Origin of the sequence: Paenibacillus caseinilyticus, from assembly GCF_027533645.1 — a bacterium.
Classification (GTDB): Bacteria; Bacillota; Bacilli; order Paenibacillales; family NBRC-103111; genus Paenibacillus_G; species Paenibacillus_G caseinilyticus.
The window spans coordinates 174,195-194,732 of sequence record NZ_JAQAGY010000012.1 but is presented as its reverse complement, the minus strand read 5'-3'; the positions used below and the strand labels follow the sequence as shown (position 1 = coordinate 194,732).

General features: G+C 58.3%; 23 protein-coding genes and 1 riboswitch. Of the genes, 6 read left to right on the top strand and 17 right to left on the bottom strand.

Features of this window, described 5'->3' with window-relative positions:
- Positions 1-41: 41 nt before the first annotated feature.
- From O9H32_RS19050 to O9H32_RS19010, 9 genes are all read right to left on the bottom strand, one after another.
- Entirely contained in the window at positions 42-395 is a 354-nt protein-coding gene (locus O9H32_RS19050) for a TadE family protein (RefSeq protein ID WP_269867707.1), read from the bottom strand.
- A gap of 155 nt (positions 396-550) precedes the next feature.
- Complete coding sequence (locus O9H32_RS19045; RefSeq protein ID WP_269867706.1) at positions 551-1,096, bottom strand: A24 family peptidase; 546 nt, start codon at positions 1,094-1,096, stop codon at positions 551-553.
- A gap of 132 nt (positions 1,097-1,228) precedes the next feature.
- Positions 1,229-1,411 (bottom strand): Flp family type IVb pilin, encoded by a 183-nt coding sequence (locus tag O9H32_RS19040; protein WP_269867705.1) that lies wholly within the window; start codon positions 1,409-1,411, stop codon positions 1,229-1,231.
- Positions 1,412-1,625: 214 nt separating this feature from the next.
- A complete protein-coding gene (locus O9H32_RS19035) occupies positions 1,626-1,808 on the bottom strand; it encodes a Flp family type IVb pilin (RefSeq protein ID WP_269867704.1) in 183 nt (60 codons plus the stop codon).
- Between the two features lie 195 nt (positions 1,809-2,003).
- Entirely contained in the window at positions 2,004-2,186 is a 183-nt protein-coding gene (locus tag O9H32_RS19030) for a Flp family type IVb pilin (protein ID WP_269867704.1), read from the bottom strand.
- A 278-nt stretch (positions 2,187-2,464) separates the two neighbouring features.
- Positions 2,465-2,647, bottom strand: a complete 183-nt coding sequence (locus tag O9H32_RS19025) for a Flp family type IVb pilin (RefSeq protein WP_269867704.1) — start codon at positions 2,645-2,647, stop codon at positions 2,465-2,467.
- A 16-nt stretch (positions 2,648-2,663) separates the two neighbouring features.
- Positions 2,664-3,023 carry a DUF192 domain-containing protein gene (locus tag O9H32_RS19020; RefSeq protein WP_269867703.1) on the bottom strand — a complete coding sequence of 120 codons (360 nt, stop codon included), beginning with the start codon at positions 3,021-3,023 and terminating at the stop codon, positions 2,664-2,666.
- 85 nt (positions 3,024-3,108) lie between these two features.
- Positions 3,109-3,198, bottom strand: a riboswitch (cyclic di-GMP riboswitch).
- 951 nt (positions 3,199-4,149) lie between these two features.
- Positions 4,150-5,544 (bottom strand): class II fumarate hydratase, encoded by a 1,395-nt coding sequence (gene fumC / locus O9H32_RS19015; protein WP_269867702.1) that lies wholly within the window; start codon positions 5,542-5,544, stop codon positions 4,150-4,152.
- 176 nt (positions 5,545-5,720) lie between these two features.
- A complete protein-coding gene (locus O9H32_RS19010; RefSeq protein ID WP_269867701.1) occupies positions 5,721-5,897 on the bottom strand; it encodes a hypothetical protein in 177 nt (58 codons plus the stop codon).
- Between the two features lie 383 nt (positions 5,898-6,280).
- Between O9H32_RS19010 and O9H32_RS19005 the strand changes: the two genes are divergently transcribed.
- Both O9H32_RS19005 and O9H32_RS19000 read left to right on the top strand, forming a co-directional pair.
- Positions 6,281-6,679: a hypothetical protein gene (locus tag O9H32_RS19005; RefSeq protein ID WP_269867700.1), complete on the top strand. Its 399-nt coding sequence runs from the start codon at positions 6,281-6,283 to the stop codon at positions 6,677-6,679.
- 113 nt (positions 6,680-6,792) lie between these two features.
- Positions 6,793-7,275, top strand: a complete 483-nt coding sequence (locus tag O9H32_RS19000; RefSeq protein WP_269867699.1) for a hypothetical protein — start codon at positions 6,793-6,795, stop codon at positions 7,273-7,275.
- A 159-nt stretch (positions 7,276-7,434) separates the two neighbouring features.
- On the opposite strand, the gene O9H32_RS18995 is transcribed toward O9H32_RS19000, so the two are convergent.
- The gene (locus O9H32_RS18995) at positions 7,435-7,890 is read right to left on the bottom strand and encodes an Lrp/AsnC family transcriptional regulator (RefSeq protein WP_269867727.1); all 456 of its coding nucleotides are present in this window, start codon (positions 7,888-7,890) and stop codon (positions 7,435-7,437) included.
- A 578-nt stretch (positions 7,891-8,468) separates the two neighbouring features.
- Between O9H32_RS18995 and O9H32_RS18990 the strand changes: the two genes are divergently transcribed.
- Entirely contained in the window at positions 8,469-10,637 is a 2,169-nt protein-coding gene (locus O9H32_RS18990; RefSeq protein ID WP_269867698.1) for a HelD family protein, read from the top strand.
- A 348-nt stretch (positions 10,638-10,985) separates the two neighbouring features.
- On the top strand, positions 10,986-11,402 hold the full coding sequence (locus O9H32_RS18985) for a YkvA family protein (protein ID WP_269867697.1): 417 nt from the start codon (positions 10,986-10,988) through the stop codon (positions 11,400-11,402).
- 143 nt (positions 11,403-11,545) lie between these two features.
- Here O9H32_RS18985 and O9H32_RS18980 read toward each other — a convergent pair whose 3' ends face one another.
- From O9H32_RS18980 to O9H32_RS18965, 4 genes are all read right to left on the bottom strand, one after another.
- Positions 11,546-12,091, bottom strand: a complete 546-nt coding sequence (locus tag O9H32_RS18980) for a TetR/AcrR family transcriptional regulator (protein WP_269867696.1) — start codon at positions 12,089-12,091, stop codon at positions 11,546-11,548.
- A 381-nt stretch (positions 12,092-12,472) separates the two neighbouring features.
- A complete protein-coding gene (locus O9H32_RS18975) occupies positions 12,473-13,471 on the bottom strand; it encodes a 2-hydroxyacid dehydrogenase (protein WP_269867695.1) in 999 nt (332 codons plus the stop codon).
- Positions 13,472-13,508: 37 nt separating this feature from the next.
- A complete protein-coding gene (gene larE / locus O9H32_RS18970) occupies positions 13,509-14,369 on the bottom strand; it encodes an ATP-dependent sacrificial sulfur transferase LarE (RefSeq protein WP_269867694.1) in 861 nt (286 codons plus the stop codon).
- Between the two features lie 585 nt (positions 14,370-14,954).
- Positions 14,955-15,434: a glutathione peroxidase gene (locus O9H32_RS18965; RefSeq protein ID WP_269867693.1), complete on the bottom strand. Its 480-nt coding sequence runs from the start codon at positions 15,432-15,434 to the stop codon at positions 14,955-14,957.
- Between the two features lie 257 nt (positions 15,435-15,691).
- On the opposite strand from O9H32_RS18965, the gene O9H32_RS18960 reads away from it, so the two are divergent.
- Both O9H32_RS18960 and O9H32_RS18955 read left to right on the top strand, forming a co-directional pair.
- Complete coding sequence (locus tag O9H32_RS18960; RefSeq protein ID WP_269867692.1) at positions 15,692-16,993, top strand: AAA family ATPase; 1,302 nt, start codon at positions 15,692-15,694, stop codon at positions 16,991-16,993.
- A 24-nt stretch (positions 16,994-17,017) separates the two neighbouring features.
- The gene (locus O9H32_RS18955; RefSeq protein WP_269867691.1) at positions 17,018-18,739 is read left to right on the top strand and encodes a hypothetical protein; all 1,722 of its coding nucleotides are present in this window, start codon (positions 17,018-17,020) and stop codon (positions 18,737-18,739) included.
- 260 nt (positions 18,740-18,999) lie between these two features.
- On the opposite strand, the gene O9H32_RS18950 is transcribed toward O9H32_RS18955, so the two are convergent.
- The 3 genes from O9H32_RS18950 to O9H32_RS18940 form a co-directional block, all read right to left on the bottom strand.
- Positions 19,000-19,092 (bottom strand): putative holin-like toxin, encoded by a 93-nt coding sequence (locus O9H32_RS18950; protein WP_269867690.1) that lies wholly within the window; start codon positions 19,090-19,092, stop codon positions 19,000-19,002.
- Between the two features lie 151 nt (positions 19,093-19,243).
- Complete coding sequence (locus tag O9H32_RS18945; protein ID WP_269867689.1) at positions 19,244-19,393, bottom strand: hypothetical protein; 150 nt, start codon at positions 19,391-19,393, stop codon at positions 19,244-19,246.
- A 35-nt stretch (positions 19,394-19,428) separates the two neighbouring features.
- Positions 19,429-20,526 carry a DUF3900 domain-containing protein gene (locus O9H32_RS18940; protein WP_269867688.1) on the bottom strand — a complete coding sequence of 366 codons (1,098 nt, stop codon included), beginning with the start codon at positions 20,524-20,526 and terminating at the stop codon, positions 19,429-19,431.
- Positions 20,527-20,538: the final 12 nt, after the last annotated feature.

The window sequence follows — 20,538 nt, the reverse complement described above, 5'->3', positions numbered from 1 at the left end:
GCTATCCCCCTTTCTTTCTGCACATATGAATGTTATTTCCGTTATTCCACCCGGATCGTCGAATCCGCCGCCACCACGGGCGCCGGGAGCATCCCTCCCACCAAAGGCGTAATATAGTTCACCGGGTACTTCAGGGTAATCCGGACATAGTCGCCCGATTTGCGCTGGGCTTGCGGCGGCGTGATCGTCACGGAGAGCGTACTCCCCGGCCCCAGCTTGACATAGCTGCGGGCGAAAGCCGTGATATCGGCATCACTCCGCCCGAGCCCTCCGAGCCGCACCGTCTCCTGGGCCGCCAGATTCAAGTGCAGGTAGGCGTACAGGATCCGGCCAAAATCCACGATGCCGCACACCAGGAACAGCAGCAGCGGAAGCATCAGCGCCAGTTCCGTCATCGATTGACCCCGCTGTTCGCGCAGCAGACGGTGGAGAGGAGTCCGGACGGCACCACACCGCCTTCTTCCGTCGCCTAGTTGCCCTGGCGGCCTCTTCTCTCTCCAGCCATCACGGCTGCGGGCTCTTGTGCCGGTTGCATGGTCTGTGGGCTCTCTCATCCGATCCCCCAGCCTCTCGCGGCGTAACAGAGCAGACATCCTCCCGCTATCGCCGGGCCGTAAGGGAAATACACCGGCGCTCCCCCCTCGGAAGCGGATGTACGCAGCGCTCCCGCCGAAGGCATCACCCCCGCCCGCAGACTGCACAGCGCTGCGTACACCCGCTGCAGCCTCATCTTGGCCCCCTTGCGGAGCAGCAGCACCAGCAGCGCCATGACGCCGCCCGCCAGCGCCATATACAGGGACGCCGTCAGGACGAATGCCGTTCCCTTGAACGCGCCGACCAATGCCAGCAGCTTGACGTCGCCTGCCCCGATGCCTCCGAGAAGATAGGGGATGAGCAGAATGCCGAGCCCGGCAGCGAAGCCCATGAGGGCTTCCATGAGACCGCCCCAGCCTCCGAGCACGGTCTGCAGCGCCAATGCGGCGAGCAGGCCTGGAGCGATGACAAGGTTATAGATCCTGCGGCTTCTAATATCCGTCACTACACATACCGCCAGTACCGCGAGCAGCACGGCATCGGTCAGCATCAATTGTTCCATACGGGTTCCTCCTCTCCGGTTATGGATTCTTCCTGCCCGATGCTTCTACGGATCGCTGCTGCGGCCCGCCGAAGAAGGGGTTCCGCCTCCCGAGCGGAAGGCGGACGAAGATCCTGCATGCTTTGATTTAGCTTAAGGCGTCGTACTGCGGCTCTGTACCGTCGTGAGCGCGTCGGTGAAAATGTTCGTAATCTCGGTCCGCAGCATCACGAGCGTCGCTACGACCGCCACCGCGATCAGGCCCAGAACCAGGCCGTATTCCGTCATCCCTTGTCCCTGTTCTTCCGTTACCAGTGCTTTGAATTTGTTCATCATGTTCGTATTCTCTCCCTTGGGTGCAGTTTATTGTAAGCGCTATTTTTATTCGTTGGTTCCCTGCCGCCAATCCGTGCTCCCTCCAGGGGAGACACTTTGCGCATCCAGCTTGATCCAGCTCGGGAAGGCAAGACTTCCGTCTGCCAAGACTTGCCTATCCGTTTTCTTCCTTAATAACAGGGCTGCTTGTTCCTAGTTCTTTGATCCTACTGCCTTATGGCGTAGTATTGCGGCTCTGTACGGTTGTGAGTGCGTCGGTGAAAATGTTCGTGATCTCCGTCCGCAGCATCACAAGCGTCGCTACGACCGCCACCGCGATCAGGCCCAGAACCAGGCCGTACTCCGTCATCCCTTGTCCCTGTTCTTCGGTTACCAGTGCTTTGAATTTGTTCATCATATTCGTATTCTCTCCCTTGGGTTTGGTTTGGGTTTGATATGTGAATCCGTATTAGCTGTGCTTTATAAAGAACATTTGCGGATGAGTGGTGCTATCCTTCTTCGTCGGCATCCATTATCAGCGAGTCTTCCGTGTCCGTGAGCTTGCACTCGCCTCCGAAGACTTATCTTTACATCGTAGAGCCTTCCGCGCACCTTAAGGCGTGGTATTGCGGCTCTGTACCGTCGTGAGCGCGTCGGTGAAAATGTTCGTGATCTCCGTCCGCAGCATTACGAGCGTCGCTACGACCGCCACGGCGATCAGCCCCAGGACCAAGCCGTACTCCGTCATCCCTTGTCCTTGTTCTTCGGTTACCAGCGCTTTGAATTTGTTCATCATGTTCATTCTCTCTCCCTTAGGTTTGGTTTAGGTTTGATATGTGAATCCGTAGTAGTCGATCTTATTCCTGCGAATTGTACGTGTGAACGGCTTGTTACGTATGGAGCATGACAGTATTTTTTGTTGCCGGTCCGAGTTCATTTGTTCTTAATAACGAACAACTGTAGAGGGCAGTACGATCAAGCTGCCGTCAGCTTCTGTAGTCAGCAAACCTTCCGAGTCCGTGAGCCTGCCACGCTCCGAAGACCTGCGCTTATATCGTAGATCTTCCGTGCAGCTTATGGCGTCGTATTGCGGCTCTGTACCGTCGTGAGGGCGTCGGTGAAAATGTTCGTGATCTCCGTCCGGAGCATTACGAGCGTCGCTACGACCGCCACAGCGATCAGTCCCAGGACCAGACCGTATTCCGTCATGCCTTGTCCCTGCTCTTCGGTTACCAGTGCTTTGAATTTGTTCATCATGTTCATTCTCTCTCCCTTAGGTTTGGTTTAGGTTTGGTTGTATACTTACGGCTTGTCCGTTCTTCGTACGCGTCTGCCCCAGACTTCCCGCCGGAAGTTCTATGACCGACTGGGCCTTCGGGATCAGCGGACCTATGCGGCCCGGCTGCAGGCTCTCCTGCATGCCTACAATAACCAGCGCTTCGTCCAAATACAGCACATCAATGGCATAACGCATGAAGAACGTGTGGATTGAGCGGCAGGGACGGATGTGAAGTCCGGTGCCTGCCGGGAGCTCCTTCGAGAACATCAGGCCCTGCAGCCGCTGCACGAATGTTTGCGCACTGCGCAGGTCTGACGCCAGGATCTCTTCCGTGTCCAGATTCACCAGCTTCATTTTGGTTTCCCCCTCCTTTTCATACAAAATATCCCTGCTTCAGCCGAAAGGAGGGATGGGAGTGCATCTATGTACCCCGTCATCTTTCGGTAGCTGGCTGGCGTTGCGGCTTCATGCCGCGGTAGCCCCTGTAGCTTTGCGTCGCTGGTTTTCACCAGGTTTGCCTTTATCGAGAATCGGCGAATTTTGTCGTCGAGCTCGTTTGATAGCCTTATCTTATCCGGGATTATTCAGAGTTTCTATGAGCTCATAGAACTATGTTTTTCTTCTTGACAGCACTTTTTAATAGGCATTAATCCCTGCATTCCACATTACCCTAAGCACCACTTCCCTTTCCCAAGAAAGAGGCTAACGGCACATAGATCTGCTCCCTTCCCCCTGCTGCTAGGAGGAACCTGCCCTGCCTGCCTTCCCATGGTAAATCCATCCTGACAAAACGTAGGCTGGAAGTACGGGATGCCGTGCCTGCCGAATCCCGGATATGCCCCCCTGCCGTTTGCCCCTTTAGCCTTATGTACCGGTGCAGATATCATGAGGCAAAAGGAAACCAAGGCTCTCATTACCGATTGATGTCCGATGGAAAATAGCGTTGAGTTATCGGGCAGGTGGGGTCTCTACTAGTGCCAACATAAATAAGTGAGATTTCGAAAGGCTTACATACATCAAAAAGCGTCGTCTTGCTGACGGAATTGCATCGGTTCGAAAAGATCTATTTCCACTTTTCCCTTTCATACATCAATGCTAATAGCAAAAAACTAAAAATAAAAATAACTACATAACTTGCCCAGCCCCAAGATAAATAATCAAGAATTATAGTAAGCACTGTCACTAGTCCGGAAGAGAGCAATGCTTTGTCCCCACGCATAATAATCACCTCTTACATTGAATATCTCCTGCACTAGCCATGTCACGCACCTGGACCATGACGGGCTGCCCATTCATGTGCCGCAAGAAGGACGCAGGCAACGCAACAATAATTCCGTATCCGCAGACGCAGCCCGGATGGTATCCCTCTCCACGTATGCCAAAACGGAACTCCGCTCAGGCGGAATTCCGTGGTAGCAGAATTGCATTAGGAGTGTTCACTACAGGCCGGGCGCTGATTTTGCCGCCCTTTCTGCGCTTCTTACGAATCCCAAGGATGAATCATATCCTCCGGACGCACAATGCTGTCGAACTGCTCCGCGGTCAGGTATCCGCTGCGCATGGCGGCTTCCTTCAGCGTGAGCCCTTCCTTGTGGGCGGTCTTCGCGATCGAGGCCGCCTTCTCGTACCCGATGTGCGGGTTGAGTGCCGTCACCAGCATCAGCGACTGCTCCAGATAACGCTGGATCACCGCGCGGTCCGGTTCGATGCCGACTACGCAGTTGCGGTTGAACGACTCCATCGCGTCGGAGAGCAGCCGGACGGACTGCAGGAAGTTATGAATGATGACGGGCTTAAACACGTTGAGCTCGAAGTTCCCCTGCGAGGCCGCGAAGCCGATCGCCGCATCGTTGCCCATTACCTGGCAGACCACCATGGTCAGCGCTTCGCTCTGCGTCGGGTTGACCTTGCCCGGCATGATCGAGCTGCCCGGCTCATTCTCCGGGATGCGGATCTCGCCGATGCCGCAGCGCGGTCCGCTCGCCAGCCAGCGCACGTCGTTGGCGATCTTCATAAGATCGGCCGCCAGCGCCTTCACCGCCCCATGCGTATAGACGATCTGGTCATGGCTCGTCAGTCCATGGAACTTGTTGTCCGACGATACGAACGGCACGCCGGTTTCCTTGGCGATCTCCTCCGCTGCCGTCTCGCCGAACCGCGGATGGGCGTTCAGCCCCGTGCCGACCGCCGTGCCGCCGATCGCCAGCTCCCGCATCGTCTCCACGCTCTGGCGGATCATGGCGCCGCTCTTCTCGAGCATCGCCCACCATCCGCTGATCTCCTGGCCCAGCGTCAGCGGCGTCGCATCTTGCAGATGCGTCCGGCCGATCTTCACGATATCGGCGAACTCTTCCATCTTGGCCTTCAGTGTCCCCTGAAGCTCTGCCAGCGCCGGCAGCAGACGCTGCTCCACCGCGAGTACACCGGCGATATGCATCGCCGTCGGGAACGTGTCGTTGGAGCTCTGCGAACGGTTCACATCGTCGTTCGGATGGATGCGGACCGTCTTCCCCTCCTCCTCCAGCCGCTGGCTCGCGAGGCGGGCAATGACTTCGTTCGCATTCATATTCGATTGCGTGCCGCTCCCAGTCTGCCAGACGACCAGCGGGAACTCCGCGTCCCACTTGCCTTCGATGACTTCGTCAGCCGCCGCGGCGATCGCTTCCGCCTTCTCCGGCTCCAGCTTGCCGAGCCGCTCGTTGGCCCGGGCCGCCGCCTTCTTCAGCACCGCGAAGGCATGGACCACCTCCAGCGGCATCCGCTCGGTTCCGATGCGGAAGTTCTCGCTGCTGCGCTGCGTCTGAGCTCCCCACAGCTTATCCGCCGGCACATTGATTTCGCCCATCGTATCCCGTTCGATTCTGAATCCTTCCAAGCTCCATCACCCTCCTTGAGTTCTCATCTACCTATATTACCCCATTTCCTACTCCTGCCATTCGAAAGAAAATTTGTATTTCGAAACCCTGTATCAAAACCTGTATCAAAATCCCGGCTTCCATTCTCCCAGCCGCCTCTATCTCTCCCATGGAAGGCAACGGGTCATCGAGACTTCTAAGGCGCCCCCATTCTATGAAAGAACAGGTACCAGAACGCCAGCCCGAAACCCGCAGCCCCAAGCGAGACTGCCAGCAGCACCAGGGCCCCGCGAGAGCCTGTCCGTAGAAAATGTACCAGCGCCGCGCCTGCCAGAAGCAGGTCAAGGAACAGGCTGGCATAATAAATGTCCATAATAGTCCTCCTACAAAAGATACGCAGTCAACAAAACGCTGCCTAGGGGATGCAGCACTTCCCATATATTGGTATACTCCTATTGTAAGGGACTTCCTCCACTCCATAAAAGTACTAACTGTGCCTAGTACCCCTTGGGCTGCTAATGACAGCTCGAAAGGCACACCGCCAAAGGCCTTTCGCAGACCAGCCATAGCCTCCGCGGTATCGCGGCAGACTTTCCATGCTACCGAGAACGGCAAGTACGATCCGGGGCCCTTCGCTTACTTTTGGACTCGGCGGCACCCATGTGGTCACTGTGGACGAACAGTTCTATGGAGGTACACCATGAACTTTGGCGCCTTCTGGCGCAATACAGTAAACCAATGAAGGAGGAGCACACAATGCAAAGGCTGTCCACTCTTCATCACCTCCGCCGTGCCGTTGCCGTGATTGCCGTGGTGCTGGTTGTTGGCTTCCTTGCTGCCAAACTGCTGCAGGGACGAACACTCGGAGGAAGCGACCTCATCTCGATTCCCATTGTACTTACGACGCTGTTCAACGTGTTCGCATGGAATTCATCAGAGGAAAAGCTGGATGAAAGAGGCGTCTCCATCGCCAAGGAGAGCGCTTCGATCAGTTATTATGTCCTGCTTGCGGTGCTGCTCCTGCTGGTGGTCATCGGCGAATGGACCGCACGCGGCAGCGGAGAGCTTCACAATGTGCCGCTGTTCGCCGCACTCTGCATCGCTATGGTGCTCCAACCTTGCATCGCCTGGTGGAGGAGCCGCCAATACCGTTAGTCTCCGGCGGTGAACAAAGATACGATGGCAGGGGATTCTGGCGTCTTTCCTTATCAAGTGTCCGCGGGGTTGCAATGATCCATTACATTAAGGTGATGTAGGGAGTGTATGGAATGATGAAAAAATGGCTGTTCGCTTCTCTTGCGGCTGCACTTACGGCAGGCATAACCGGAAGTGCACCAGCCGGCAGCGCGCAGGCTGCTTCGGCAGCACCAGCCGTTTCGACGGCACCGGGTACATTTACACCTCCTGCCCCAGACGACATGAAACCACAAGATAGCGAAAACCTCGACCAGACGATCACCTATAGTAGATTCGGGGCCGCGAGTTTCAGATATAGGGGCGGCGGCGACCTGCGTATTCACATCAAGAACAACTACACATGTTATTACAAAGTAAAGTATCCGAATGGTCTTGGTTACCTGATCGGCAGCAAGGCTTCCGGTACCGTATTAGGTTCTGGGGAGGAAGATGCTTTCGTTCTTAATCCGGAAGATGTCCACGGATCGTCATCGTACGGTTATTACATCATTACCATTACTAATGACACAGGCGCTTCAGGTTCTGTATATGTCAGCGCGGCAACCTTGGAGTAATTCGCATGTAAAGCCATGCCTCCTATGAGAAATGAGATGCGAGCTTGGAAGTGGATCCGGTACGAGTCGCACGGTGCGAGGAAGAGGAATCGCTATGTCGCCCTCCCCTTGAAGATACCGAAAGAGCCAATAACCGTCCTGTGCGCCAGGACGGTTGTTTTATTTGATGAGGCCGAGTGACAGCTGCACCCGGTAATTGCCGTATTCGAGCAGCCGGTCGAGCAGGTCGTTCAGCTCTTCCTGCGTGCCGGTCTGCGCCTTGAACTGGTAGCAGCCGTCCCCCGAGATCCGGTGCGCCTCCGCGATGCACGCTTCCGTGCGGACGAACTCCCTGAACCGGCTGTGATGGGACGCCGACTTCAGGAAGACGGTCACCAGGGCGGTGACGCTCCGGCCGGTACGCTCCGGATCGGTGGTTACCGTATATCCCCGGATTACGCCGAGGTCTTCCATGCGCCGGATGCGCCCGCCGACCGCCTGCCCGGTCAGATGCACCTCCCGCCCGATCTCTTTCCACTGCAGCCGGCTGTTCGTCTGCAGCAGTCTCAGGATGTGCCGGTCCGTCGCGTCGAGGCCCGCCCCGTCCTTGTCTCTGCCCCATTCCCGGTCTTCCATATGGGCTCCCCTCCCTTCATTCTTCACTGCTTCTGCCATCCAGCGGCTCCACAAGTGCCCAATGATATCCCCATTCTGAAATCCAGATTATTCAGGATATGGCTGCAATGAGTCTTATGGACATATTCTCTGCCTAGAGTTTTCTACGTTCCCTTAAGACGCTATAGTCCCATAAATCATATACTTCGTTATGACCACAATATCTCCGGTAGTCATCATTGTCAGTGTAAGTGAACGTACCAATAAATTGATCTCTTACTCGCTTGGAGTCCTCTCTTGATAGGCGTGTGGAGTACCGGTTCATCGTCGAAGCTAATCTTTTGCTATACTCCATGATCCACCTCACTATATCCATGAGACATCGATTCCCTATTCCATAATAATGATTTTCTTATGCGTTGTACATGGTTGAACGGGTGTTGTATCCACTCTCGCCCCGCCTTCCGTTAAGCGATCTACCAGTCTGTGTAAGCACTTGCAGCCTACGCGAACCTTGTGCTATAGTATTACTCCTGTCAAAACAAGGAAGCGGTTGGTAGTCCGATCCGCACGACATTCGAACGGAGGTAGACGCGATCTTGGAACCCGGTCTGCAGAATGCATACAGTGAAGAACTCGAGCGCCTCGAGAGCACGATCAAAGAAATGGATACGCAGCTGACCCACCTGCAGAGCATTCCTCCGTATACCGGAGCAGACCTGACGGAGCAGGTGCTGGAATCCATCCGCGACAACAAGCGCCGTAGCATCGCCCAGGCCCAGCCGGAGCCCTACTTTGGCCGCCTGGATTTCGAGGAAGCCGGCAAAGAAGGAGCGCAGCCGCTGTACATAGGCAAATTCGGCGTGGAGAAGGCCGACTCGCCCGAGCTGCTCGTAGTGGACTGGCGGGCGCCGGTGGCAAGCCTCTTCTACTCGTTCACGGGAGGCGCAGAGGCCGCGCAGTACGAGTCCCCGGACGGCACGATCGAAGGCCTCGTCTATCTGAAGCGCAATCTCGTGATCCGCAAGCAGATCCTGCAGCGGGTTGTCGACACGTTCGACCGGGAAGGCGACGATCCGGCGGTGACCGACGAGTTCCTGCTCTACCGGCTCGGCGAGAACAAGGACAACAAGCTGCGCGACATCGTCTCCACGATCCAGGCCGAGCAGGATGCGATCATCCGGGCCGGCAAGAACAACGCCCTCGTGATCCAAGGGGTGGCGGGTAGCGGGAAGACGACCGTGGCGCTGCACCGGCTCGCCTACCTCCTCTACCATTACAGGGACCAAGTGAAGGCGGAGAAAATGATTATTTTTGCCCCGAGCCGCATGTTCCTCGACTACATCTCGGGAGTGCTGCCTGAGCTTGGCGTGGGGCATATCCAGCAGACGACGTTCGCGGATTGGGCGCTGGATCTGCTGGATGGGCAGGTATCGCTCGCCGACCCGGCGGAACGCCTGCGCTACTGGTTCGGTGTAGGGACTCAGCGGCCTGCACTGGATGAGGCTGCCCCGGGACGGTTCAAGGGCGCGATCGTCTTCATGCAGTGGCTGGGCCGGCAGCTCGATGCTTACGAAGCGGCCGCGGTGCCGGAAGCGGACTTCTCCCCGTGGGAAGGCGCCAAGCTGTCCCGCCGCCAGATCAAGACCTGGTACACGGTAGAGTACAAGCACGAGCCGCTGATGAAGCGCCGCGAACGCGTGCTGGCGAGGATGAAGCGCTGGACGGAGATGGAGCTCGAGAAGGTCTGGGAGGTTCATCTGAAGAAGGAGTACAAGAAGCGCTCCTCCGCCAAGCTTCGGGAGTTCGGCAAGCTCTGGACGGACTTCTCTCCGTTCACCTTCTACAGGGCGCTGTTCGAGGACAAACAGCCGGTCTTCATGGCCGGGGGAGCGGATGACCCTCATGTCTTCCTGCCGGAGAGCCTGCGGGCCGACACCTTGAAGCTCGCGAAGAAAAAGAAGGTGCAGCCGGAGGACCTCGCCGCTCTGATGTATATCCGCCAGCGGTTCCACGGCATTCACGGGGACCTGCGGTTCGACCACACGGTGATCGACGAAGCGCAGGACTTCTCCCCGTTCCAGATCGCGCTGCTGTCGATGCATACGAAGAACGGCTCCTTCTCGATTCTCGGGGACCTGTCACAGGGCATTCATGCCTACCAGGGCGTGCAGGACTGGCAGGAGCTGCTGACGCTCTTCCCCGAGGAGAACCGCGCTTATTACTCGCTGAACCGCAGCTACCGCTCCACGATGGAGATCATCTACTTCGCCAACGAAGTGCTGAAGCGCGGGATCGACACGCCGGCCGCCTTGGCCGTGCCGGTCTTCCGCAGCGGCGAGCCCGTTGACGTGGCGGACGTGCCGGAAGCCGAGCTGCCCGGCAGACTGGCCGCCGTCATCGAAGCGCACCGTGCCCAAGAAGGCGCCGGCACGCTTGCGATCCTGGCACGCACCGAAGAGCGGTGCCGGAAGCTGCACAGCGCCCTGCTCTCGGCCGGATGCGGCGGCGTGAACCTGATCGTGCCTGGGCAGCAGAATTACGAGGGCGGCGTCTCGGTCGTCCCGATCTACATGGCCAAGGGCCTGGAGTTCGACTCCGTGCACCTGACGGACGTGGATCCGCTCCACTACGCGGCCAACCCTCAGGATGCAAAGCTGCTCTATGTGGGCTGCACCCGGGCCCTGCATGAGCTGAAGCTGTACTACAGCGGCGAAGCCTCTCCGCTTGTGGCCGGGGTGGAAGGCGAGTTTGTCAGGCAGCGGTAACCGGGCAGCGGCCTATGCACGAGCCTCTGCATGGCCCCGCTCCATGAGCCGCTGCATGGGCCGCTCCAGGGGCCTTTGAAGTGTCCTATCCTTCCGGCTCGTTCATGCGTCGCTGGCAGGGTCTCCTTGCCCCCAGGCAGTCTGGCATCCCTTTTGCATAGCGAAAGAAGCGGCACCCCCAAGGGGATCGCCGCTTCTTTTTGATATGGGTACGGGCGGACGGAATCATCCGAAGGGAGACGGATGGCTTATTGTTGAGCTGACGGGCAGGACTCTTCAATGATCATAGAGAATATGAATGTACCACTGATATGTTCAGTAGCTTAGATCTTCAAAGGGTGATTGAGAATGGATACTAAAGCGAAGGAAACAAAACCGTCATTACTAAATAGGTTGAAAAAGATGGCAAGGAAACTTAAAGCCAACTTGATGGTGATGTATTTGGCTTATCGTGATCCACGAGTACCCTTGTTTTCGAAAATATTTGCAATTTGCGTTGTGGCGTATGCCTTTAGCCCGGTGGACTTGATACCCGATTTTATACCGATTCTCGGATACCTTGATGATATCATTCTTGTTCCGCTGGGTGTCTATATAGCCATACGAATATTTCCCAAAGAAGTGCTTGAAGAATACCGCATAAAGGCAGAGCAACAAAGAAAATTAGGTAAACCTAAGAATTGGATTACAGGCGCACTCATAATAGCTGTTTGGATTGCATTGGTATTATGGGGTGGTAGGTATATCTATGGACTGTTCTTATAGCTGCTGAAGCAGCTGGAACGATAGCTTAATAAACCGCCCATTACGGGGCGGTTATCTGAAATAAATGGACCGTCTCGACTCCCGGGCACTTTGTACCCCGCTTCACATAAGCCTCCTGCCCGCTATTCTCGAAGGGCAGGCCGTCAAGCACGGTGCACCGGTTTGAGCTCCGGCATCCCGAGCACGGCCGACACATGACACAGCATTCCGTTCGCCAAGAAAATGCTCGTAAGCACCTCCGGATCGGAAAGCCGCGCCCCGCGGAACTTCGCGAGAACCTGCGCCTGAATCTCCCGTATGCCAGTCCGCATCGCCTCGCGGATCCCTTCCTCCGGGATGGTCTGTCCATGAACCTGCAGCACGATCTCCTCGTGGTGGGTTGTCATGAGGAGCTCATAGGCGGCGATCATCTCTTGGAGCAGGCGCTCCGGCGGCGCATGGACGCTGTCGAATACACGAAGTATTCTGGCGAAGGCACGCTGCAGCGCCGCCGTGAACAGCTCTTCCTTGGTTTTGAAAAATTTGAACACATACGGCTGCGAGATGCCTGCCCGCTGCGCGACATGCGCTGTGGTCGCCTTGTAATACCCCCACTGGGCAAACACAGCAACGGCTGCTTCCAGAATGTCTTCCCTGCGGTTCGCCGAAGCCGACTCGCCTTCAGCCGTTCTGCCGGATTCCCGGGCCATGCGAATTCCTTCTTTCTCCTCTAACGGGAAGTGTCGATGCTGAACGTTGATCGATTATTGATTGATCAATTACTATTTCTTTAGCTTAGCAGAAACAAGTGTGTCTATGCAACTCTATTTTACTTCCCCCGATCTGAAATAAACCGATGCAGGCCTCCCAGCTTCGTTCGTTCGAGATCTTTCGTCAACGCTAGCGGATGGCGGCCTGACGCGTGACGCGCTCTGATTGCGAAAGAAGGCTGGAGACAACGAACAAGGAGAGCCCCGCTTAACCCGCGGTAAGAGCTCTCCCTGTTCCGTACTGCGTTCGGTATCCGGGCATCGCGCCCCGCTTTGTTCAACGGGCTGTCGCCAGCCGCCCTTGGCGGGTGCCCTCCCGTCTCAGCGCTGCTCCACCAGATCCGCAAGCTCCTTCACCACATGCGGCGGACGGCCGCCGGTTAAGGCGGCGACCAGATTGCGCGCAGCCAGCATCGCCATATCGTAGCGGGTCTTCGCCGTCGCCGATCCGATATGCGGCAGCGTCACGACATTGGGCATAGCGAGCAGCGGATTATCCGGCTGCGGCGGCTCCGGGTCGAAGACGTCGAGGCCCGCCCCGCGGATGCGGCCGCTCTGCAGCGCTTCGATCAGGGCTGCTTCGTCCACCGTCTGCCCGCGCGAAGCGTTGATGAAGAAGGCCGTCGGCTTCATGAGCGCGAAGTGCTCCCGGCGGAAGTACAGCTTCGTCTCCGCGGTCAGCGGCGTCATCAGGACGACGAAGTCGGAGCGCTGCAGCAGCTCTTCCAGGCAGACGTACTGCGCGCCGAAGCGTTCCTCCGCCTCCGGCTTCCGGGTCCGGTTGTAGTAGAGCAGCTCCATATCGAAGCCATGCACCGCCCGCTTCGCAATCGCTTCTCCGATCCGGCCCATGCCGATGATGCCGACCGTCGCATGATGCACGTCCATGCCGAAGAAGTCCTCCTCCTTCAGCCCGCGCCCCCGCTGCCACTGCCCTTGCTTGACGAAGGCGTCCAGCTCCGGAACCCGGCGGGCAGAGGCGAGCATCAGCGCCAGCACCAGATCGGCTACCGTGTCGTCGAGCACATAGGGCGTATGAGTCCCGATCACGCCGCGGGCCCGCATGGCGTCCAGGTCAAAATGATTGTATCCCACCGAGATGGAACTCACCGCCCGCAGCTTCGGCGCATGCTCCAGCAGCTCCGTGTCGATAGGGCCGCCGGTCGTCAGCAGGCCTTCGGCTTCCTTCAATTCGGCGAGGAGACCCTGCCTGGAGGCCCCGCCGCTTCCGCCCCACATCCGGCACTCGCAGTGCTCCTCCAGATAGGAGAGGACCTTGGCCGGAATGCTTTTGGATATGTATACCTTCGGTTTCGTCACCGCTGCCCCTCCTCTATCTTGCTCCTCAGGAGCCGGGTTAGTCTGCCGCTCCCGCAACGGCTTGGACCGCCTGCTGATCCGCAGGCAGCACCTCGTTCAGCGAACCGGAACGGTAGCCTTTGAGGTCCAGCGTCACATAGGCGTAGCCGATCTCCTTCAGCTTGGCGTGGACCGTCTCCGCCACCGGCAGCAGCTCGCCAAGCTCCGAGGCCGGCACTTCGATCCGCGCCAGATTCTCGTGCTGGCGTACCCGCACCTGGCGGAAGCCGAGCTGGATCAGGAAGTCTTCGGCCTGGTCGATCATCGAGAGCTTCTCGGCGGTGATCGCCTCGCCGTAAGGAATCCGCGATGACAGACAGGCGAACGACGGCTTATCCCAGGTCTTCAGCCCGAACCGGCGGGACAGATGGCGGATCTCCGACTTCTTGATGCCCGCTTCGAGCAGCGGCGCCCGTACGCCCTGTTCGTGAGCCGCCTGCAGTCCCGGGCGGTGCTCGCCGAGATCGTCGGCTATCGCGCCGAAGACGACATGGGCGAACCCGCGTTCACGCGCGATCGGAATCAGATGGTCGAACAGCGAATTTTTGCAGAAGTAGCACCGGTTCGTCGGATTCTCCGCGTACCCCGGAATATTGAGCTCGCTCGTGTGGATGACTTCATGCGGAGCCTGCAGCTCCTTCGCCAGCTCGATCGCCTCGAGCTTCTCCCGGACCGGATACGTCTCCGAATCGGCCGTAATCGCCAGCACGTTCTCCGGCCCCATGAATTCCAGCGCGGCCTTCAGCAGGAAGGCGCTGTCCACGCCGCCCGAGAAGGCGACAACCACCTTGCCCATCGAGCGGAGAATGTCTCCGAGATGGGCGTACTTTTGATCTATTCCAAACTCCATGGATTCCATGGCTATCCCTCCTGCTCTGTTCTTATGACTATGATGTTAGACTGCGGATCGGACGGACCGGCTGCCGGAAGATCCTCTCTTCTTACTAACAAGAACCTATAATTGCTGTACCGCCGTCCTGCGCTTCAGGCGATTCGACCGGAATTGCACACGTTTGCACTCCCGATGCGGTTCCCTTCCCGCTTATTATAGTCGCTTTTGCCCGGAAGCACTAGAGGGCTTCGTATAAAAAGCTAGTCCATGCCCTGGCGGGGCCCCTTCTCCCGCTCCCTGCTTCTCTTCGCTGAACTTCTGCGAGCCGGGCAGTCCGTCATCCAGGGATTGGCGCGCTGCACACAGCGTGGAGGAAGATGCCGATAGGCAGCCGCTGGTGCCAATGCCGGCAATCCCAGATAAACGGCTTCGCCGCACTTTAAGGACGATACGCGTTTATAAGATATTTAAGATGATGGGATCGATCCCTGGCGAGATATAAATTCTTAAATATGAAAAAAGGCAGCCGGCTCCTTCGTCCTAAGGAACCGGACTGCCGCCTACGGCTTGTCCTGGTCTTGCGGCCTTCCATACGGTTCGCCGCTTCTTCCGCTAGCCGAGCAGCTTCTCGATATCCGCCGTCAGCGCGGACGGCTCCGTCCGGGCACTGAACTGCTTCACCGGCGTGCCTTCGCGGTCGACGAGGAACTTCACGAAGTTCCATTCGATATCGCCTGTCCGGGTATCTTCGGGCACATTCTCTACGAGATACGTGAACAGCGGGTGCGCATGCTCGCCTTTGACATCGACTTTGGCGAACATCGGGAATGTGACGTTGTACTTCAGCGCGCAGAACTGCTTGATCTCCGCTTCCGTACCCGGCTCCTGCCCGGCGAACTGGTTGCAGGGGAATCCGAGAACCGTCAGGCCTCTGTCCCCGTAGGTTTCATAGAGCTCCTGAAGCCCCTGGTAATGCGGAGTAAGCCCGCAGGCGCTCGCCGTGTTGACGATGAGCAGCACCTTTTCTTTGTACTCCGCCAGCGTCTTCTCCTGGCCGTCGATCGTGCGGACCGTATAATCGTAAACAGACATGGGTTCATCTCTCCTTGTGATTTATGTACGCCGAACCGGCATCGTTCTTCCGGAAGTTGCTACTATTGTATCACGGGTAGGGCGAGGAAATAAAACCCACCGGTCCAGGAGAACAATAAGGGTGCCTTCCCGTCCGGACGAAGGCTCTACCGGCCGCAGCCCGGCCTCAGCCCGGTTAGAGAAAAAACGGCAGGTCTGCTACAATATAGGAATGCACGATGCACGATACCGCCGATGCCCCGAGGAGGACTGCCGCTATGAATGAAACCCAGTCGATACAAGAGAAATTGGAAAAAGCGATCTCGCTGCTCGAAGGACGTTTCCTGGAGCGCGAGGAGCTGATCCGCCTGCTGCTGCTCGGCCTCATGGCCGGTGAGAACGCGCTGCTCGTCGGCCCTCCCGGCACTGCCAAATCCCAGCTTGCCCGTGCAGTCTCCCAGCTGTTCGGAGGCGGCAAGTGGTTCGACTACCTGCTGACCCGCTTTACCACGCCCGACGAAATGTTCGGTCCCGTTTCGCTGCAGCAGCTGAAGCAGGATCTGTATATACGCAAGACCGAGGGGTATCTGCCCACCGCAGACTTCGCTTTTCTCGATGAAATCTTCAAAGCGAACAGCGCCATCCTAAATGCCCTGCTCTCCATCCTCAACGAACGCGTCTTCTTCAACGGACAGGACAAGCAGGAAGTGCCGCTCTTGTTCCTCATGGCCGCCTCCAACGAGCTGCCCGAGGAGAACGACCAGCTCGCCGCCCTGTACGACCGGTTCCTGATCCGCTACGAGGTCGGCTATCTGAAGCAGATGTCGAGTTACGAGCGGATGTTCCAGCTGCCGGAGGGCCCCCTCCCCGAGCTGCTGTCGCTATCGGACGTGCGCCGGATCCGTGCGGCGGCCGAGACGGTCACCATCCCCGAACCGCTGATCTATATGCTGTACGGGGTCAAGAGCGAGATGGAGACGAAGGAGTATTCCCTCTCCGACCGCCGGTGGCGCAAGATCGGCGGGCTGTGGAAGACGTCGGCCGCGCTCAACGGGCGCACGGAGGTCAACGTATGGGATACCGTCTTCACGCCTCACATGCTGTGGGACTTCCCCGAAGACTTCGGCACCCTGCAGGAGATTTTCCAGAAGTCGTTCCAGGAAGCCCTGAAGGCGGAGACGGAGCGGGAGCTTCCCCTGAAGCGGTACGACCAGACCGCGAAGCACTGGCTCCAGAAGGAAGACGAGCTGCATGCGTTCCAGTTCAAGAAGGAAGTCGGCGCCCGCATGAGCAAGGAAGACCAGGAGAAGGCCAAAGCGAACCTCGAGGAATGCCGTACGGAGCTCGAAGAAACCGCCCGCGAGCTGCGGGGCAAGCTGGTGCAGTGGCTGCAGCGGGAGAAGGACCTGCCGGGCTTCATCCATAACCGCAACTTCCTTCTCCTGCACACGGCGCAGTATGCGGTCAAATACACGCATCTGCGCATCCAGGGGGAGCGGACGCTGCAGAGCCTGCAGGGCTTGTACCGCACCCTGTTCGACCGGGAGATTCCCGGCCTGCAGTACGACTATACGCTGTAGACAAGAGCGCCAGGAGGGATCCCTTTGATCATTCGCGCCGCCCGGATCGACCGCTATGTATTCGATGGCTACGTGCACTCCTCGCGGACGGCCCAGGAGTGGATCCGCCAGGCCCAGGCGCAGACGCCCTGGTTCTCCCTGGAGCTGTTCGCCGATTTTTTCATGTGCTTCTATCTCATAAGTCCCGAGACCGAGCGCGGCTCTTCGGCCTCGCCGTTCCACCGCTGGCTGGTGGACGCGCTGCAGAGGCAGTTCTTCTACCGCACGATCCATCCCCGGACGGCCGGTGAGGTGAACGCTTCGTTCAAGACCGCGCTGAAGGCGCTGATGTGGCTCACCGAGAGCTTCGAGGAGGAAGTGAAGCGCCGCCGCAAGGAAGAACAGACGCTGCGCACGATCGGCCTGAACGACAAGCAGCGCCAGCAGGGACAGGACCAGTCCCAGATTCAGGAGCATCTGACCGAGAAGCAGGTCGAGCAGCTGCGCCTGGTCGGCTACACGCTGCAGCGCGGCAAGCGTAATGCCGAGGAGAAGCAGGCGGCGCTCGACAGCCGCCCCCTCGCCGCCTCCGAGATCGCCGAGCTGAAGGAGCGGGTGCGCTCGCTGCAGGAGGAGCTGCGCACGGACTTTGTGCGGCGGGACAAGCTGCGCCAGAAGCTGCAGAAGGCCGAAAGCGAGCTGGCCGAGCGGGAGAAGCAGCTTGAGCGCCTCACGAAGCGCGAGCAGGAATCGGTCCGCGAGCTCGAAGAGCAGCTCGGCAGCTGGCTGAACCGGGCGCTGCAGGAGTCGCTGGGCCGCGAGGAGACCGAGACGCTCAGCGTGCACGAGCTCGTCCAGGCGAGCCAGCGCGTAGCGAACCGCAAGTGGGGCAGCGATCTCGGCAAGCTGCAGCGGCAGGCGTTCTCGAACTACCAGGCGTGGCTCGAGAAGCTCAAGAAGCAGCCTCAGCTGCTCGCCTTCCTGCAGGAGATCGGCCGGAACGTACAGCACCTCAAGGCGCAGCGGCGCAAGCTCCGCTCGCCCCGCGTACCGGAGAGCTATGACGACCTGCGGCAGTCCGGCGACATCTCGCACCTGCTGCCGAGCGAAGCGAGCCTGCTCGCCGATCCGGATTATGAAGCCTTCTTCATGGTGAAGTGGCTCGAGCGCAAGCTGCTTACCTACAACATTACGGGCTGGACGCAGGAGCCCCAGAAGGGACCCGTCGTCTGCATGCTCGACACCTCCCACTCCATGCGCGGCAGCAAGCTGCAGCTCGCCCAGGTGTTCGTCGGCACGTTCGCCGCCTTCTCCCTGCTCGAGAAGCGCGACTTCCTGCTGATCCTCTTCGGCGCCCGAGGCGAGCTCATCGAACGCCCGCTGTACTGGCGCAAGCCGGACTGGCCGTCGTTCTACGCCCTGTCGCAGCTTGCCTTCGGCGGCGGCACGCACTTTGACGCGCCGCTGAAGCGCGGCATCGAGATTGTGCGCTCCCAGCCGCGCTACGGGGACGCCGACTTCGTCATGGTCACCGACGGCGTCGGAACCGTGTCGCCGCCTGTACGCGATGCGCTCGGCGATCTCGGACGCGAGAAGGACGTGCGCCTGCACACGCTCGTGATCGGCACGGCGCGGCAGCATCTCGTGAGCCGCTACGATATCCTCGGCGTATCCCATGCGGTCCGCTTCGCCTCCGCATGGGAGGCGCAGGCCGGCAGCGAGCTGCTGCTCGATGTGTTCAAGGACGGCCGCGTGCGGCAGCGCTGATGGGATAGCCTGACGCCATAGAAGCGGCTGTACAGGCTCTGGGGCAAGCGGTATGCGGACGGCCGCATCCCGCTTGCCGCCTCGCTCTGCAGGGGGAATGCTCCTTGTCACGGGGTGCGCTTCGTGATATGATGGATACAACAACAAGACCGAGTGCTGGAACACTCGGCCTTCGACAATTGGCTTGGATGGGCACTTCCCCTCCTAGTCATACATGGAGTGAAGAAAACCCACCTGGGCGGTAACCTTAGGGTGGGTTTTTACTTTCTCTTGGAGTTATTGATATAAGTCAGGAGTGCAACGAGAAAGGAGCCGAACGTCAGCATCATCGCGATGGCGTCTTTGACTTCCATGGTCTCACCTCCCTTCTGCACCGGCTGAAAACAAACGCTTACAAGCCTTACAGCCAAGAAGGGACACCAAACCCACCCAAGATTCAATTGTAACCTTATTGTATCACAAGACGAACAAACGAACAAGTGTTCCCTTTTCTCTTTGCTAGTTTTACACACGGAACGGCCCAAATTCAAATAGCGGAACCAGGGATACTGATGAGGCGATAATCGATACCATCCGGTCGATCATCGCCCCATCAAGCACCACGGGTTCCGCTATTCTGGTGATCGTGTAGCCCTCTGCTCTCCACCCTTGCATCCCGGCATTTCCCCGGCAGTCCGTACAGTTCCAGCCTACGCGAACACGCCGATTCCGCTGCGCTCATGCTCTTCCTCGAACGCCTTCTGCTTCAAGCGCTCGACGACCGTGTCAAGCGATTCCGGGGCGAGCAGCTCTACCGGCGAGATGCCGCGGTCGAACTGCAGGGCATCGCCTTCGAGCACGAGCACGTAGCGGTCCCCGTGTCTTGCGATATGCAGCCGGTCGCCGAAGTCGGCGAGGAGCGCCCGGACGGTCATGTTGCCGAGCTTGACTTTCATCTCTATATCGGGCTTCTGCTCGATGAGCACGGATGCGGCTTCCATGACCTGGGCCGGCTCCCATTTCTCCTGAAGCTCGCGCTGCTCGCTGTGCGCCCAGAGATCCATCGCTTCGAGTTCCTGCTGCTTCTGTTCCTCGTTATGCTCGTAGACCTGCTCGACGTACTGCTGCACGAAGTCCATCACCTGCTCGTTCACAAGCTCCGGCATCGACTTCTCATACTCGACGAATTTCAGGAAGTCCTCAAAATAGTTGGCGTGCGAGGACTGGTGGATTTTGAGCTCCCAGTTGTCCACCATGCCCGGCTCCGGCATATGCGGGTACATGATCGACTTCATGTTCTTCGCCGAGATCGCCATCTCCACTTGGTTCAGGAGGCTGCGCTCGTCGGTAATGCGCGCGATCTTCTGCTCGAAGTCGCACTTGAACACGAAGAGGAACGGTTCGTCGAAATACTGGTTAAGCCTCGCCCGCACCACGAACATCGCACCGCCCCGGATCGCGCTCGTATCCATGTACGTCGTCACGAGTTCGTCGGCATGGCCCATGAACTGGTCGATGTTCTCCGCCGTCTTCAGCCGCGCGAACAAATTATAGTTCGGGTTGCTGTCGAGGTCGTACCCCGGCTCGGCGATGAAGCGTCCGATCTTCGTCGGCACCTGCTCCGCCTTCGGATTGCGCTCGGCTTTGCGCTTCGCCGTCTTCGCGAATTCCCCGTCGAGAAAGTTGCTCAGCTCGCTCTCCGCGTAGTCTTCGCCGTCCATGGTCTGGTAATGCTTGCTGCGCTTGCCGCTCTCTTCCCCATCCACCTGGATGACGAAGAAGGATATATAGTCCACATCGAATTTCATCGTGTCAGCTCC

Excerpts from the sequence above, each read along its gene's own strand:
- O9H32_RS18960 (WP_269867692.1), top strand. The coding sequence starts at position 15,692 with ATGAATGAAACCCAGTCGATACAAGAGAAATTGGAAAAAGCGATCTCG.
- O9H32_RS19020 (WP_269867703.1), bottom strand. The coding sequence starts at position 3,023 with ATGAAGCTGGTGAATCTGGACACGGAAGAGATCCTGGCGTCAGACCTG.
- O9H32_RS18985 (WP_269867697.1), top strand. The coding sequence starts at position 10,986 with ATGGATACTAAAGCGAAGGAAACAAAACCGTCATTACTAAATAGGTTG.
- O9H32_RS19010 (WP_269867701.1), bottom strand. The coding sequence starts at position 5,897 with ATGGACATTTATTATGCCAGCCTGTTCCTTGACCTGCTTCTGGCAGGC.
- O9H32_RS19000 (WP_269867699.1), top strand. The coding sequence starts at position 6,793 with ATGATGAAAAAATGGCTGTTCGCTTCTCTTGCGGCTGCACTTACGGCA.
- O9H32_RS19030 (WP_269867704.1), bottom strand. The coding sequence starts at position 2,186 with ATGATGAACAAATTCAAAGCGCTGGTAACCGAAGAACAAGGACAAGGG.
- O9H32_RS19040 (WP_269867705.1), bottom strand. The coding sequence starts at position 1,411 with ATGATGAACAAATTCAAAGCACTGGTAACGGAAGAACAGGGACAAGGG.
- O9H32_RS18945 (WP_269867689.1), bottom strand. The coding sequence starts at position 19,393 with ATGCAAGGGTGGAGAGCAGAGGGCTACACGATCACCAGAATAGCGGAA.
- O9H32_RS19035 (WP_269867704.1), bottom strand. The coding sequence starts at position 1,808 with ATGATGAACAAATTCAAAGCACTGGTAACCGAAGAACAGGGACAAGGG.
- O9H32_RS19025 (WP_269867704.1), bottom strand. The coding sequence starts at position 2,647 with ATGATGAACAAATTCAAAGCACTGGTAACCGAAGAGCAGGGACAAGGC.
- O9H32_RS18995 (WP_269867727.1), bottom strand. The coding sequence starts at position 7,890 with ATGGAAGACCGGGAATGGGGCAGAGACAAGGACGGGGCGGGCCTCGAC.
- larE (WP_269867694.1), bottom strand. The coding sequence starts at position 14,369 with ATGGAATCCATGGAGTTTGGAATAGATCAAAAGTACGCCCATCTCGGA.
- O9H32_RS18980 (WP_269867696.1), bottom strand. The coding sequence starts at position 12,091 with ATGGCCCGGGAATCCGGCAGAACGGCTGAAGGCGAGTCGGCTTCGGCG.
- O9H32_RS18965 (WP_269867693.1), bottom strand. The coding sequence starts at position 15,434 with ATGTCTGTTTACGATTATACGGTCCGCACGATCGACGGCCAGGAGAAG.
- O9H32_RS18950 (WP_269867690.1), bottom strand. The coding sequence starts at position 19,092 with ATGGAAGTCAAAGACGCCATCGCGATGATGCTGACGTTCGGCTCCTTT.
- O9H32_RS19045 (WP_269867706.1), bottom strand. The coding sequence starts at position 1,096 with ATGGAACAATTGATGCTGACCGATGCCGTGCTGCTCGCGGTACTGGCG.
- O9H32_RS19050 (WP_269867707.1), bottom strand. The coding sequence starts at position 395 with ATGACGGAACTGGCGCTGATGCTTCCGCTGCTGCTGTTCCTGGTGTGC.
- O9H32_RS19005 (WP_269867700.1), top strand. The coding sequence starts at position 6,281 with ATGCAAAGGCTGTCCACTCTTCATCACCTCCGCCGTGCCGTTGCCGTG.
- O9H32_RS18940 (WP_269867688.1), bottom strand. The coding sequence starts at position 20,526 with ATGAAATTCGATGTGGACTATATATCCTTCTTCGTCATCCAGGTGGAT.